This is a genomic window from Bosea beijingensis (genome assembly GCF_030758975.1).
Lineage (GTDB): Bacteria > Pseudomonadota > Alphaproteobacteria > Rhizobiales > Beijerinckiaceae > Allobosea > Allobosea beijingensis.
In genome coordinates this window covers 2,414,798-2,426,750 of sequence record NZ_CP132359.1, presented here as the reverse complement: position 1 = coordinate 2,426,750, position 11,953 = coordinate 2,414,798, and the positions used below count along the sequence as shown (strand labels likewise).

The following is an 11,953-nucleotide window of genomic DNA, read 5'->3' as shown; positions in this document are numbered from 1 at the left end:
TTCAGGCCGCGGTCGATGCGGCGGTGCGCATCGCATCCTCGGACGCGAGGAAGGCCGCGACTTCCGGACTAGGCTGCGGGCTTTCGGCGGTCACACCGATCTCGCCGAGCAGGCGCGCGACCGGGACATAGGCGCGCGCCTTCTTGTCGTAGAGCGCAGCCCGGACCAGCGCGACGGCAGCGACGATCTCGGTGCCGTCGCGGCCCGCCATCAGCATGCGGTGCTGCATCACCAGCCAATTGTCGCTCCAGCACAAGATTTTCGTCTCGACCCGGAACGGGCGGAACAGCCGCATCTCGCGGCGGAAGCGGATCGTGCCGGCATTGACCACCGGCAGCCAGCGATGGCGCAGCACCGCGCGCCAGAGCCCGCTGCGCAGCATCAGGTCGAGCCGACCGAGATCCATCAGCGTCCAGTAGCGCCCGTTATTCATGTGCAGGCTGGTATCGAGATCGTGAAACCAGACCCGGAAGGGCAGGACGGAAGCGTCCTGCGGCAGGTCGAGCCGCGGCCGGAAGCGCGTCGTCAGCAGGAGCCAGATCAGGCGGAACCAGAGATTCATGGGGAGCTTTTTCGGCGCTGGATCGATCGGGGCAGCGCCTCCATGTCATGGAGATGCCGGCACTGTCGATCATGCTATCGTCTGCCCATCCCAGCGGAGCCAGCCCTTGTCCACCCTTCACGTTTCCCCGTTGTCGCGGCTCGACGAGACCGTTTCCGCCGTCCGCGCCCGACATCTCGTCACGCTGATCAATCTCGGCACGGACGTCACGCGGCCGGCTGGGATCGCGCCCGAGCGGCATCTCTTCCTGGGGATGTCCGACATCAGCCAGGCGCTGGACGGCCATGTCCTCGCCGGCCAGGAGCATATGGCGCGGCTCCTCTCCTTCCTGCGCGCCTGGGACCGCGCGGAGCCGATGGTGATCCATTGCTGGGCCGGGATCAGCCGCTCGACGGCAGCCGCCTATATCGCGGCCTGCTCTCTCGCCCCGGACCGGGACGAGGATGACGTGGCCGACGCTCTGCGCAGCGCCGCGCCATCCGCCACGCCGAATGCCAGGCTGGTCGCATTGGCCGACGCGGCGCTCGGCAGGCGCGGCCGGATGATCCGCGCGATCGAGCGGATCGGGCGCGGCGCCGATGCGTTCGAGGGCACGCCCTTCGCGATGCCCCTCGCCTGAAAGACGACTTCTGAAGCGCGCAGCTTCCTGCGCGCTTTCGCCTGGCATGCTGTAAATGCTACGGCACCTGCGCCGGATCGCTGCAGAAGATTGCTTGCATCCAGTGAATTTTGCGACGATGCATCGCGCGGGAGGCCTTCATTGTGACCACGACGATCGAGCTCGATTCGCGCGACCGCTCCATCCTGCGGATTCTCCAGCAGGATGGACGCATCACCAATTCCGACCTCGCCGAGAAGGTGCATCTCTCGCCCTCGGCCTGCCTGCGCCGCGTGCGGCAGCTCGAGGAGAGCGGCCTGATCCGCGGCTATGCGATGATGCTCGACGACAAGATCGCGGGCTTTCCCGGCACAGCCTTCGTCTTCGTCACGCTCGACCAGCAGGGCCGCGCCTCGCTGGAGAGCTTCGAGCAGGCGGTGCAGAGCCTGCCCGAGATCCTCGAATGCCATCTCCTGGCCGGCGCGCATGACTATCTGATGCGGGTGATCTATCGCGACAGCGCCGATTTCGAGCGCATCCACACCGACATCATCACGCAACTGCCCGGTGTCACCCGCGTGCAATCAACGCTGACGCTGCGCACGATCAAGAAGACCTCCGCCCTGCCGGTCTGAGTCAGGAGCGCCCTGAGACGGGTTGCGGCCGGACGCGCTCCGGCCGATAAGCTCACCCGCAAAGAGGAATCAGGCCGTGAGCGAAGAGAAGACCAACGCCGATGTCGCCACCCTGCCGTTCGAGGCGGCGATGAAGGAACTCGAAGCCATCGTCGCGCAGCTAGAGCGCGGCGACGTCCCGCTTGAAAAGTCGATCGAAATCTACACTCGTGGCGAAGCGCTGAAGGCGCGCTGCGACGCGCTGCTGAAGCAGGCGGAAGCCCGCATCGAGCGCATCACGCTCGGTGCCGACGGCAAGCCGACGGGCGCGACCCCGCTCGACGTCGACAACTGAGCGGCCGAGCGCCAACGCGCTCAAAAGGCGAGATCACCACGCAATGCCGCGGCGCCCCAAGTGTCGCGGCATTGCATTTCTGCCAGCGGCCGGTTGCGAGCCGGCGCTTGCCTGCGCGTCTCCTTGGGGCCAGATTCGGCCTCAACCAAGGAGGCTCTCATGTCGCAACTCCCCGCCGACGATCCAATCCTGGGCGATGCCCGCTCCTGCGAGGCGATCGAGAAGGTGATCGTGCCCCGCTCCCATGACCTCGGCGGCTTCCAGGTCCGCCGCGCGCTGCCGGCGATCGGCCAGCGCATGGTCGGCCCGTTCATCTTCTTCGACCAGATGGGCCCGGCCGAGTTCCATCTCGGCGAGGGACTGGACGTTCGCCCGCACCCGCATATCGGGCTCTCGACCGTGACCTATCTCTTCGATGGCGAGATCATGCACCGCGACTCGCTGGGCACGGCGCTCGCGATCAAGCCGGGCGCGGTCAACCTGATGACGGCGGGCCGCGGCATCGTCCATTCCGAGCGCACCGGCATGGAAGCACGCGCCAGCGGGCCGAAGCTCTACGGCATCCAGGCCTGGCTCGCTTTGCCGAAGACGCATGAGGAGGTCGCGCCCGAGTTCAAGCATCACGGCGCAGGCGAGCTGCCGCGCATCGTCGAGGGCGGCAAACGCATCAGCCTGATCATGGGCTCGGCCTATGGCCAGACCTCGCCGGTGAAGTTCCCATGGGATGCGCTCTATGCCGAGGCCGTGCTCTCGCCCGGCGCGATCCTGCCGCTCGACCCCGACTATGACGAGCGCGCGATCTATATCGTCTCCGGCAAGGTCGACATCGCCGGAGACGAGTTCGGCGCCGGCCAGCTCCTCGTCTTCAAGCCTGGCGACCGCATCTCGATCCTCGCCATCGACCAGGCCCGCGTGATGATCGTCGGCGGCGAGCCGATGGATGGCCCACGCAACATCTGGTGGAACTTCGTCTCCTCCTCGAAGGAGCGGATCGAGCAGGCCAAGCACGAGTGGAAGACCGGCCGCTTCGACACCGTCCCCGGTGACGAGAGCGAGTTCATCCCGCTCCCCGAGGGCTGAGCCGGTCGTCTCAGACCGCCTCGGAGATGTCCCTGAGTTTCGGCACACGCGAGAAGCCGATCACAAGCAACTGGACGAGAAAGCCTGTGGCCGCGAGGCCCAGGCAGGCGGCGATGCCGAGGTTCGCCGCGACAGAAGCGCCGATCGCGGCGCCGATCGGCCGCGCGCCGAAGGTCGCCGTCATGATCAGCGCGGAGACGCGGCCGAGCATGGCGTTCGGCGTCACCGCCTGGCGCAATGTCATGGTCGAGATCGTCCAGATGATCGGCCCGACGCCGAACAGGAAGAAGCTCGCGGCGACCAGATAGACCGAGGGCAGCCAGAGCGTCGCGAACATCACGCCCGCCGCGCAGAGCCCGGCGAAGGGCCCGAGCAGGATCAATGTCCCGAAAGTGACCTGCCTCGCAATGGCCGGCGCGAGGATGGCCCCGACGATCATGCCCGCACCGTAGATGCCAAGCGAGATGCCGACCTGCGTCGCGCTCAGGCCCAGGTTCTGCACGGCGTAGGCGACATAGACCGCCTGGAAGATGAACCAGGAGACGTTGAAAAACACCGCCGTCATCAGGATCGGCCGGAGCAGATCGTGACCAGCGACGAAACGCGCGCCTTCCTTGAGATCGTCAAGCAGGTCGCGGCGCGGGCCTGACGGCGCCGCGTCCTTCGGCAGGCCGGCCAGCAGCATCGCCGCGAGGATCGAGAGCCCGGCTGCCAGCCCATAAGCGGTGGAGACGCCGATCCAGCCGACGAGCGCCCCGCCCAGCGCGGGTCCACCGGCATAGGCGGCGCTGCGGGCCAGCTCCAGCCAGCGATTGGCGTCGGCCAGCCGCTCGCGCGGCACGACCGACGGCACGAAAGCGGGGGCCGCGACGCTGTAGCAGACCGTTCCGATGGCCCCGAGCGCGCCGAGCAGCGCAAGCCAGGTCAGGTTGAGGGCTCCCGCGGCGAGCAAAAACGGGATTGCCAGCAGCGACACCGCACGCAGCAGCTCGGTGCCGACCATCAGCCGGCGCCGCGAGGCCCGGTCGACCATCAGGCCGGCGGGAATCGACAACAGCAGGAAGGGCAAGGTCTGCGCGGTCTGGAGCCAGCCGGTCTCGGCAGGCCCGGCCGCGAGGAGCAGCACCGCGGCCAGCGGCGCGGCAGCCAGCGCAATCTGCTCCGAGAACTGGGCGAAGAGGTTGGACCAGCCGATGCGGCGAAATGCCGTCGGCAGTGGCTTAATATCGGTCGATTGCATGGCGTTGCGTCCCCGGAAGCCGTCTCGACCCTACTGAAACGCCTTGCCGGCATGGGAACCACCCGTTTCGTGGCAAGACGAGGCGCTCACACGCGGCCCGGCCGGAAACGCAAGCACGGTTTGCAAGCTTGCCGCGCAGGCTCTATTCCGAGGGCATCCCAGCGAAGGATCAGACAGCCTCGTGCCCCGTCCCGCCACGCCGCTCCTCGACACGATCCACGAACCCGCCGATCTGCGGGCCCTCGACGACGCCAAGCTGCGCCAGGTCGCCGACGAGCTCCGGTTCGAGACGGTCGACGCCGTCTCCGTCACCGGCGGCCATCTCGGCGCGGGCTTAGGCGTGGTCGAACTCACCGTCGCGCTGCACCATGTCTTCGATACGCCGCGCGACCGGTTGATCTGGGATGTCGGCCATCAGGCCTATCCGCACAAGATCCTGACCGGACGGCGCGACCGCATCCGCAGCTTGCGTCAGGGCGGCGGCCTCTCGGGCTTCACCAAGCGCGCCGAGAGCGAATACGACCCCTTCGGCGCCGCGCATTCCTCGACCTCGATCTCGGCCGGGCTCGGCATGGCCGTCGGGCGCGATCTCGCGGGACGCAAGAACAACGTCATCGCCGTGATCGGCGACGGCGCGATGTCGGCCGGCATGGCCTATGAGGCGATGAACAATGCGGGCGCGCTCGATTCGCGGCTGATCGTCATCCTCAACGACAACGACATGTCGATCGCGCCGCCTGTCGGCGCGATGTCGGCCTATCTCGCACGGCTCGTCTCGGGCCGGACCTATCGCTCGCTGCGAGAGGTCGCCAAGCAGCTCGCCGAGAAGCTGCCGCGCTTCTTCCACGACAAGGCGCGGCGCACCGAGGAATATGCCCGCGGCTTCTGGACCGGCGGCACGATGTTCGAGGAGCTCGGCTTCTACTATGTCGGGCCGATCGACGGGCATAATCTCGACCACCTCCTGCCGGTCCTGCGCAATGTTCGCGACGCCGGCAACGGGCCGATCCTCGTCCATGTCGTGACCCAGAAGGGCAAGGGCTACGCGCCGGCCGAGGCGACGGCCGACAAATACCATGCCGTCGTCAAGTTCGACCCCGTCACCGGCCTGCAGGCCAAGGCGCCGGCCAATGCACCGAGCTACACCAATGTCTTCGCCCAGGCCCTGATCAAGCAGGCCCGCGAGGACGACAAGGTCGTCGCGGTGACCGCCGCGATGCCGTCCGGCACCGGGCTCGACGCCTTCGGCAAGGAATTCCCGGGTCGCACCTTCGATGTCGGCATCGCCGAGCAGCATGCGGTGACCTTCGCCGCCGGCCTCGCGACCGAGGGCTACAAGCCCTTCGTCGCGATCTACTCGACCTTCATGCAGCGCGCCTATGACCAGATCGTCCATGACGTGGCTATCCAGAAGCTGCCGGTGCGCTTCGCGCTCGACCGCGCCGGGCTCGTCGGCGCCGATGGCGCGACCCATGCCGGCTCCTTCGACATCGCCTATCTCGCCTGCCTGCCCGACATGGTGGTGATGGCCGCCGCCGACGAGGCGGAGCTGACCCATATGGTCGCGACCGCCACCGCCTATGACGAGGGGCCGATCGCCTTCCGCTATCCGCGCGGCGAAGGCGTCGGTGTCGAGATCCCCGATGTCGGCGTGCCGCTGGAGATCGGCAAGGGCCGCATCGTTCGCGAAGGCACGCGGATCGCGCTGCTCTCGCTCGGCACGCGCCTGGGCGAATGTCTCAAGGCCGCCGAGCTGCTGGCGCAGCGCGGCCTGTCGACCACCGTCGCCGATGCGCGCTTCGCCAAGCCGCTCGACGAGGCGCTGATTCTCAAGCTCGCCCGCGAGCACGAGGTTCTCGTTACGGTCGAGGAAGGCTCGGTCGGCGGCTTCGGCAGCCATGTCCTGCATCTGCTGGCGCAGAATGGAGTGCTCGATGCCGGCCTGAAGATCCGGAGCCTGACGCTGCCCGACGTCTTCCAGGACCATGACAAGCCGGACGCGATGTATGCCGCCGCCGGGCTCGACGCCGCCGGCATCGTCAAGGCCGTCGAGACCGCGCTGGGCCGGCCCAGCGCCGTGAAACTGGCCTGACAACCTGGCCATGAAGAGCCGGGCCGACCAGTTGCTCGTCGAGCGCGGCTTCTTCGAGAGCCGTGCGCGGGCGCAGGCCGCGATCGCCGCCGGGCTTGTCACTGCCAACGGCACGCCCGTCCGCAAGGCCTCCGAGATGGTGGCCGATGACGCGGAGCTGACCGCGCAAGCGCCGCACCCTTACGTCTCGCGCGGCGGGCTGAAACTGGCCGGCGCGCTCGATGCCTTCGGCTTCGATCCGCAGGGGCTTACCTGCCTCGATGTCGGCTCCTCGACAGGAGGCTTCACCGACCTGCTGCTGAAGCGCGGCGCGCGCCATGTCGTCGCCGTCGATGTCGGGCGCGACCAGTTGCATGCCTCGCTGCGGGCCGACCCGCGCGTCACCAGCTTCGAGGGGCAGGATATCCGAACACTGGAGGTCGCTGTCCTGCCGGAGCGGCCGAGCCTGGCCGCAATCGACGTCAGCTTCATCTCGCTGAAGCTCGTGCTACCGGCAGTCGCTGCCCTGCTCGCCCCCAAGGCCGGCATCGCGGCACTGATCAAGCCGCAATTCGAGGCCGGCCGTGCCGCGCTCAAGAAAGGCATCGTCCGGGACGAGGCGATCCAGCTTCAGGTCTGCGACGAGATCGTCGCGACGCTGAAAACGCTGGGCTTTGCCGTGGATGGACCCATCCCCTCCCCGATCGAGGGTGGCGACGGCAATCGCGAATTTCTGGTTGGGGCGCGGCGCTGAGGCCAGTGCGCCTGGTCAACGCGCGAGCAAGGCGTCGATCTGTTCCTGCAAGGCGGTATCCTCGAACGCCGTGATGTCGATCGCGCCATTCGCGTTGATGAACTGTGTCGCGCGGGCGATCTGCCGGCGCAGGGCCTCGCCTGCGACCTCGACGATCTCCGGCAATTCCGGCGAGGGCGGCGTTTCCGCGAGCAGCGCCGTCACCGTACGCACCAGCCGCGTCATCGCTCGGCAAGCTTCGTCGAAAGCACGGGCCCGGTTCGGGTTCAGCTCGTCATAGGCGGCGAGAGCCGAGGCGGCGCAGCGCAGGGCCGAGCTGGCGAAATGCTCGCGGTAGCCGACGGATTGCCAAGCCTGGAGATCGGCGAGGATGCTCTCATCCATCGCGACCATCTCGATCAGCATCAGGGCTTCGCTGTAGCGGTTGAGAAAATCGGTCGACAGACGCGGGTGGACACCGGCGTCAAGCCGTTCGGCCGCCGTTCCAGCCAGCATCTCCGCCGCGATGACGCTCATCCGCTACCCCAAATCGCCGCGACTATGTTGGTGCAACCGCAAATAAAGTGTTGATTCCGAACGCTCGTCTCGACGTAAACAGCGGGCATGTGCGGACGCTATGCGATCACCCTGCCCCCCGAGGCGATGCGCGACACCTTCGGCTATCGCGAGCAGCCGAACTTCCCGCCACGCTACAATATCGCGCCGACGCAGCCGGTACCGGTCGTCAGGCCGCATGACGGCGCACGGCAATTCATGCTGATGCGCTGGGGCTTCATCCCCGGCTGGGTCAAGGACCCCAAGGATTTCCCGCTCGTCATCAATATCCGGATTGAGAGCGCGGCCGAAAAGCCGTCCTTCCGCAACGCCCTGACGCGGCGGCGGTGCCTGCTGCCGGCCGATGCCTTCTACGAATGGCGGCGCAGCGGCACCGGCAAGCAGGCCCGCAACGAAGCTTTCCTGTTCCGAAAGCCCGATCGCAACCTCTTCGCCTTCGCCGCGTTGTGGGAGACCTGGCATTCGCCGGATGGCTCCGAGATCGACACGGTCGCGATGATGACGGGGCCAGCCAACGGCACGATGGCGCCGATCCACCATCGCAGCCCGATCATCCTCGATCCCCGCGACCACGACGCCTGGCTCGACCCGCAAGCGACGTCGGAACAGACCGGGCGCCTGCTGAAGCCGCCCCCGGACGATCTGCTGGAGGCCGTCGCGATCGGCAACGCCGTCAACAAGGTCGCGAATGACGCGGCCGAGATTCAGTTGCCGCTGGCCGAGCTTCCGCCGGAGGAGGCTCCGGAGGAACCGAAGCGCCATGCGCGCAAAGCGACCCGGCCTCCCGCGGATGACGGGCAAGGCAGCCTGTTCTAGCGCCGGATTCGTGCTCTGATCGTCGTCAGAAAACGACGAGGAGGAGACTGACGATGCATGGCCGCCGCCCCACGATGACCTCTCGCCACGGCATGGTTGCCGCGGCCCATCCCTTGGCGGCGCAGGCCGGCGCAAAACTGCTGGCGCAGGGCGGCAACGCCTTCGATGCCGCCGCCGCCACGGCCGCCGCTCTCAACGTGGTCGAGCCCTTCATGTCGGGGCTCGCCGGCATGGGCCTCTCGACGATGTGGGTCGCGGCCGAAAAGCGGGTGCGCGTGCTCGATTTCGTGCCGCCGATCCCGGCGAGCTTCCCGGCCGACCGTTTCAGCCAGCGCACCGATCTCGAACGCGGCGCGCTTGCCGTCGCCTCTCCCGGCAATCTCGCCGGCTGGTGCGAGCTGGTGAAGACCTATGGCCGCAAGTCGATGGCCGAGGTCTTCGCTCCGGCGATCGCCTTGGCGCGGGACGGTTTCGCGCTGGCCGAGTTCGGCGCGGATGAGTTCGAGGAGAACGACCCGCTGCTGGCGAAGATCCCGGCGCTCTATCCGGCGTGGTCGAAGAACTACCAGCCCAATGGCGCGATGCATCTCGGCTCCGTGCTCGTGCAGTCGGACCTTGCGAAGACGTTGAGCGAGATCGCCGAGAAGGGGCCGGATCATTTCTATCGCGGCGCGCTCGGCGAGAAGGTCATCACGCATCTGCAGGCGCTCGGCGGCTCGCTGACCATGGCCGATCTCGCGGCGGTGAAGATGGTCTGGCGCGAGCCGATGGCGGCGAGCTTCAGGGGTCTGTCGGTGCATGTGCCGCCGCCGCCCTGCGAGGGCTTCCAGTTCCTGCTGACACTCAAGCTGCTCGACGGCATCGACCTTGCGTCGAAGCCGAGGGACGGGGCGGATCATCTCGACCTCGTCTACCGCGCGATCCGCCTCGCGGCTGGCGAGCGCATCGCCCATAACAATCCCTCGCCGGAGAAGCTCGCCGAGATCATGTCGGAGGCTTCCGTCGCGCGTCTGCGTCAGCGCCTGACCGACGGCAAGCCGGTGACGGGGCCGACCGAGCAGTGGGTGCCGCAGGACAAGGAAGACCCGGCGCACACGACCTCGCTCTCGGTCGCGGACAGCGAAGGCAACCTGATCTGCATCACGCAGAGCCTCGGCAGCCCGTTCGGCAGCGGCGTCGTCGTGCCAGGCACGGGGCTGTGCTTCAACAACTTCCTGTACTGGGCCGATGTCCAACCCGGCAGCCCGAACCGCTCGAAGCCCGGCGACGAACTGCCGATGTGCATGTCGCCGACGCTCTCGACCCGCGACGGCAAGCCGGTGCTCGCGCTCGGCACGCCCGGCAGCTACGGCATCATGCAGACGCAGGCGCAGGCCATGGTTCAGCATCTCGTCTACGGCCTGCCGCTTCAGGAAGCGATCGAGGCGCCGCGAGCGCGCCTCTGGGACGGGCGCCTCGTCGAGATCGAGAACCGGATCACACCGGAGACGATCGCCGAGCTGGTCAGGCGCGGGCATGAGGCGCGCGCCTTCGATGTCGGCTGGACCATGCGCTGCGGCGGCATGCAGGCGGTGGCGGCCGATCCGGCTACGGGGGTGTTCACCGGCGCGGCCGACCCGCGTCGGGATGGATATGTCGCGACGCCTTGAGGCGAAAGCGGTCCGGGCTGGAGCTTACTGATTTCCCGCGGAAACAGAGCGTTATCCCGGACAAGCTGCGAAGCAGCGTAGATCCGGGATCCATCATAGAGCTCGGAGCCCTCCGATGGATCCCGGCTCAAGGCCGGGATGACGTCGCGCTTCTGAAAAAATCAGCATGCTCCAGAAGCAGTTCGGCCTCTCCTACGGGAGAGGATTCCCCGCGGTATCCGAACTTACTCGGTGGCGAGCACTGCGCCCGGATTCAGGATGCCCTTCGGATCGAGCGTCTGCTTGATCGTCCGCATCAGGTCGAGCTCGACAGGGTCCTTCACGCCCGGCAGCAGGTCGCGCTTGAGGCGGCCGATGCCGTGCTCGGCCGAGATCGAGCCGTGCAATTCGGCGACGATGGCGTGGACCGCCTCGTTCATATCGCTCCAGCGCGCGAGGAAGCCGGCCTTGTCGGCGCCGACCGGCTGGCTGACGTTGAAATGGATGTTGCCGTCGCCGAGATGGCCGAAGGGCACCGGCCGGCAGCCCGGCACCATCGCCTCCACCGCCGCGATGGCGCGTGCGAGGAACTCGGGCGTCGCGTGGATCGGCACGGAAACGTCGTGCTTGATCGAGCCGCCCTCATAGGTCTGTACCTCCGAGAGCATCTCACGCAGCTTCCAGAAATCGGCGCGCTGTGTCAGCGAGCCCGCCAGCGCCGCATCGGTGACGATGCCCTTCTCCAAGGCTTCGCCGAGGAAGGTCTCGACATGCTCGTCGAGCCCCGTGGCCTGCTGGGCCGAGACCTCCATCAGCACATACCAGGGCGACGGCTCGGAGAGCGGGTCGCGCGTACCGGACGCATGGCGCAGGACGAAATCCATCCCGATGCGCGGCATCAGCTCGAAGGTGGTGAGCGTGCCGCCTGCACCGGCCTTGGCAGCGTTCAGCAGTTCGAGCGCCGCCGCCGGATCGGGCACGGCGAGGAAGGCGGTGGCGCGGGCGGCCGGCGCGGGGAAGAGCTTCAGCACCGCCGCGGTGATGATGCCGAGCGTGCCTTCGGCGCCGATGAAGAGGTTCTTCAGGTCGTAGCCGGTATTGTCCTTGCGGAGCTGGCGGAGCCCGTTCCAGATGCGGCCGTCCGGCAGCACGACCTCCAGCCCCATGCAGAGCTCGCGGGCATTGCCATAGGCCAGCACGGCAGTGCCGCCGGCATTGGTCGAGAGATTGCCGCCGATGGTGCAGGAACCTTCGGACGCGAGCGAGAGCGGGAACAGCCGGCCGGCCGCCTCCGCAGCATCCTGCGCGCGCTTCAGGGTGACGCCGGCCTCGACGATCATCGTGTCGCCATCGGTGTCGACAGCACGGATCTTGTCGAGGCGCTGCAGCGAGAGGATGACTTCCTTACCTTCGGAGATCGGGATCTGGCCGCCGACGAGGCCGGTATTGCCGCCCTGCGGCACCAGCACCGTGCCGGTCTCGGCCGCCAGCTTCACCAGCTCGGCGACCTCGGCGGTCGAGCCGGGGCGGACGATGCCTTGCGCCTTGCCGCGGAAGAGATCGCGCCATTCCTTGAGATAGGGCACCATCGCGTCGGCATCGGCGATGATGTTCTTCGCGCCGACGATGCCGGCCATGCGATCGAGAATTGCGCTCATCCTGAAGCCCTGCCCTACCGCA

Annotated in this window: 12 protein-coding genes; 8 read left to right on the top strand and 4 right to left on the bottom strand. The window is 67.5% G+C overall.

Annotated elements, in window-relative coordinates:
- Position 1: 1 nt before the first annotated feature.
- Complete coding sequence (locus Q9235_RS11700) at positions 2-562, bottom strand: thioesterase family protein (protein WP_306227406.1); 561 nt, start codon at positions 560-562, stop codon at positions 2-4.
- Between the two features lie 106 nt (positions 563-668).
- On the opposite strand from Q9235_RS11700, the gene Q9235_RS11695 reads away from it, so the two are divergent.
- From Q9235_RS11695 to Q9235_RS11680, 4 genes are all read left to right on the top strand, one after another.
- Positions 669-1,181, top strand: coding sequence for a tyrosine phosphatase family protein (locus tag Q9235_RS11695; RefSeq protein WP_306227404.1), 513 nt, complete (start codon positions 669-671; stop codon positions 1,179-1,181).
- A 143-nt stretch (positions 1,182-1,324) separates the two neighbouring features.
- Positions 1,325-1,795, top strand: a complete 471-nt coding sequence (locus tag Q9235_RS11690; protein WP_265058406.1) for an Lrp/AsnC family transcriptional regulator — start codon at positions 1,325-1,327, stop codon at positions 1,793-1,795.
- Between the two features lie 130 nt (positions 1,796-1,925).
- On the top strand, positions 1,926-2,129 hold the full coding sequence (locus tag Q9235_RS11685; protein ID WP_422678368.1) for an exodeoxyribonuclease VII small subunit: 204 nt from the start codon (positions 1,926-1,928) through the stop codon (positions 2,127-2,129).
- A 159-nt stretch (positions 2,130-2,288) separates the two neighbouring features.
- On the top strand, positions 2,289-3,209 hold the full coding sequence (locus Q9235_RS11680; protein WP_306227401.1) for a pirin family protein: 921 nt from the start codon (positions 2,289-2,291) through the stop codon (positions 3,207-3,209).
- 10 nt (positions 3,210-3,219) lie between these two features.
- Here Q9235_RS11680 and Q9235_RS11675 read toward each other — a convergent pair whose 3' ends face one another.
- Positions 3,220-4,449, bottom strand: a complete 1,230-nt coding sequence (locus Q9235_RS11675) for an MFS transporter (RefSeq protein ID WP_306227400.1) — start codon at positions 4,447-4,449, stop codon at positions 3,220-3,222.
- 181 nt (positions 4,450-4,630) lie between these two features.
- On the opposite strand from Q9235_RS11675, the gene dxs reads away from it, so the two are divergent.
- Positions 4,631-6,541, top strand: coding sequence for a 1-deoxy-D-xylulose-5-phosphate synthase (dxs, locus tag Q9235_RS11670; RefSeq protein ID WP_306227399.1), 1,911 nt, complete (start codon positions 4,631-4,633; stop codon positions 6,539-6,541).
- A gap of 10 nt (positions 6,542-6,551) precedes the next feature.
- Positions 6,552-7,274: a TlyA family RNA methyltransferase gene (locus tag Q9235_RS11665; RefSeq protein WP_306227398.1), complete on the top strand. Its 723-nt coding sequence runs from the start codon at positions 6,552-6,554 to the stop codon at positions 7,272-7,274.
- 15 nt (positions 7,275-7,289) lie between these two features.
- On the opposite strand, the gene Q9235_RS11660 is transcribed toward Q9235_RS11665, so the two are convergent.
- On the bottom strand, positions 7,290-7,790 hold the full coding sequence (locus Q9235_RS11660) for a hypothetical protein (RefSeq protein WP_306227396.1): 501 nt from the start codon (positions 7,788-7,790) through the stop codon (positions 7,290-7,292).
- Between the two features lie 87 nt (positions 7,791-7,877).
- Here Q9235_RS11660 and Q9235_RS11655 point away from each other — a divergent pair, with 87 nt between their 5' ends.
- Both Q9235_RS11655 and Q9235_RS11650 read left to right on the top strand, forming a co-directional pair.
- A complete protein-coding gene (locus Q9235_RS11655) occupies positions 7,878-8,645 on the top strand; it encodes an SOS response-associated peptidase (protein ID WP_306227395.1) in 768 nt (255 codons plus the stop codon).
- A 53-nt stretch (positions 8,646-8,698) separates the two neighbouring features.
- Entirely contained in the window at positions 8,699-10,294 is a 1,596-nt protein-coding gene (locus Q9235_RS11650) for a gamma-glutamyltransferase family protein (RefSeq protein WP_306227394.1), read from the top strand.
- Between the two features lie 224 nt (positions 10,295-10,518).
- Here Q9235_RS11650 and Q9235_RS11645 read toward each other — a convergent pair whose 3' ends face one another.
- Positions 10,519-11,931, bottom strand: coding sequence for an FAD-binding oxidoreductase (locus Q9235_RS11645; protein ID WP_306227393.1), 1,413 nt, complete (start codon positions 11,929-11,931; stop codon positions 10,519-10,521).
- Positions 11,932-11,953: the final 22 nt, after the last annotated feature.

Bases quoted from the DNA above. Each gene is read 5' to 3' on its own strand.
- Q9235_RS11665 (WP_306227398.1), top strand. From the start codon at position 6,552: ATGAAGAGCCGGGCCGACCAGTTGCTCGTCGAGCGCGGCTTCTTCGAG.
- Q9235_RS11650 (WP_306227394.1), top strand. From the start codon at position 8,699: ATGCATGGCCGCCGCCCCACGATGACCTCTCGCCACGGCATGGTTGCC.
- Q9235_RS11685 (WP_422678368.1), top strand. From the start codon at position 1,926: ATGAAGGAACTCGAAGCCATCGTCGCGCAGCTAGAGCGCGGCGACGTC.
- Q9235_RS11660 (WP_306227396.1), bottom strand. From the start codon at position 7,790: ATGAGCGTCATCGCGGCGGAGATGCTGGCTGGAACGGCGGCCGAACGG.
- Q9235_RS11645 (WP_306227393.1), bottom strand. From the start codon at position 11,931: ATGAGCGCAATTCTCGATCGCATGGCCGGCATCGTCGGCGCGAAGAAC.
- Q9235_RS11675 (WP_306227400.1), bottom strand. From the start codon at position 4,449: ATGCAATCGACCGATATTAAGCCACTGCCGACGGCATTTCGCCGCATC.
- Q9235_RS11655 (WP_306227395.1), top strand. From the start codon at position 7,878: ATGTGCGGACGCTATGCGATCACCCTGCCCCCCGAGGCGATGCGCGAC.
- Q9235_RS11680 (WP_306227401.1), top strand. From the start codon at position 2,289: ATGTCGCAACTCCCCGCCGACGATCCAATCCTGGGCGATGCCCGCTCC.
- Q9235_RS11700 (WP_306227406.1), bottom strand. From the start codon at position 562: ATGAATCTCTGGTTCCGCCTGATCTGGCTCCTGCTGACGACGCGCTTC.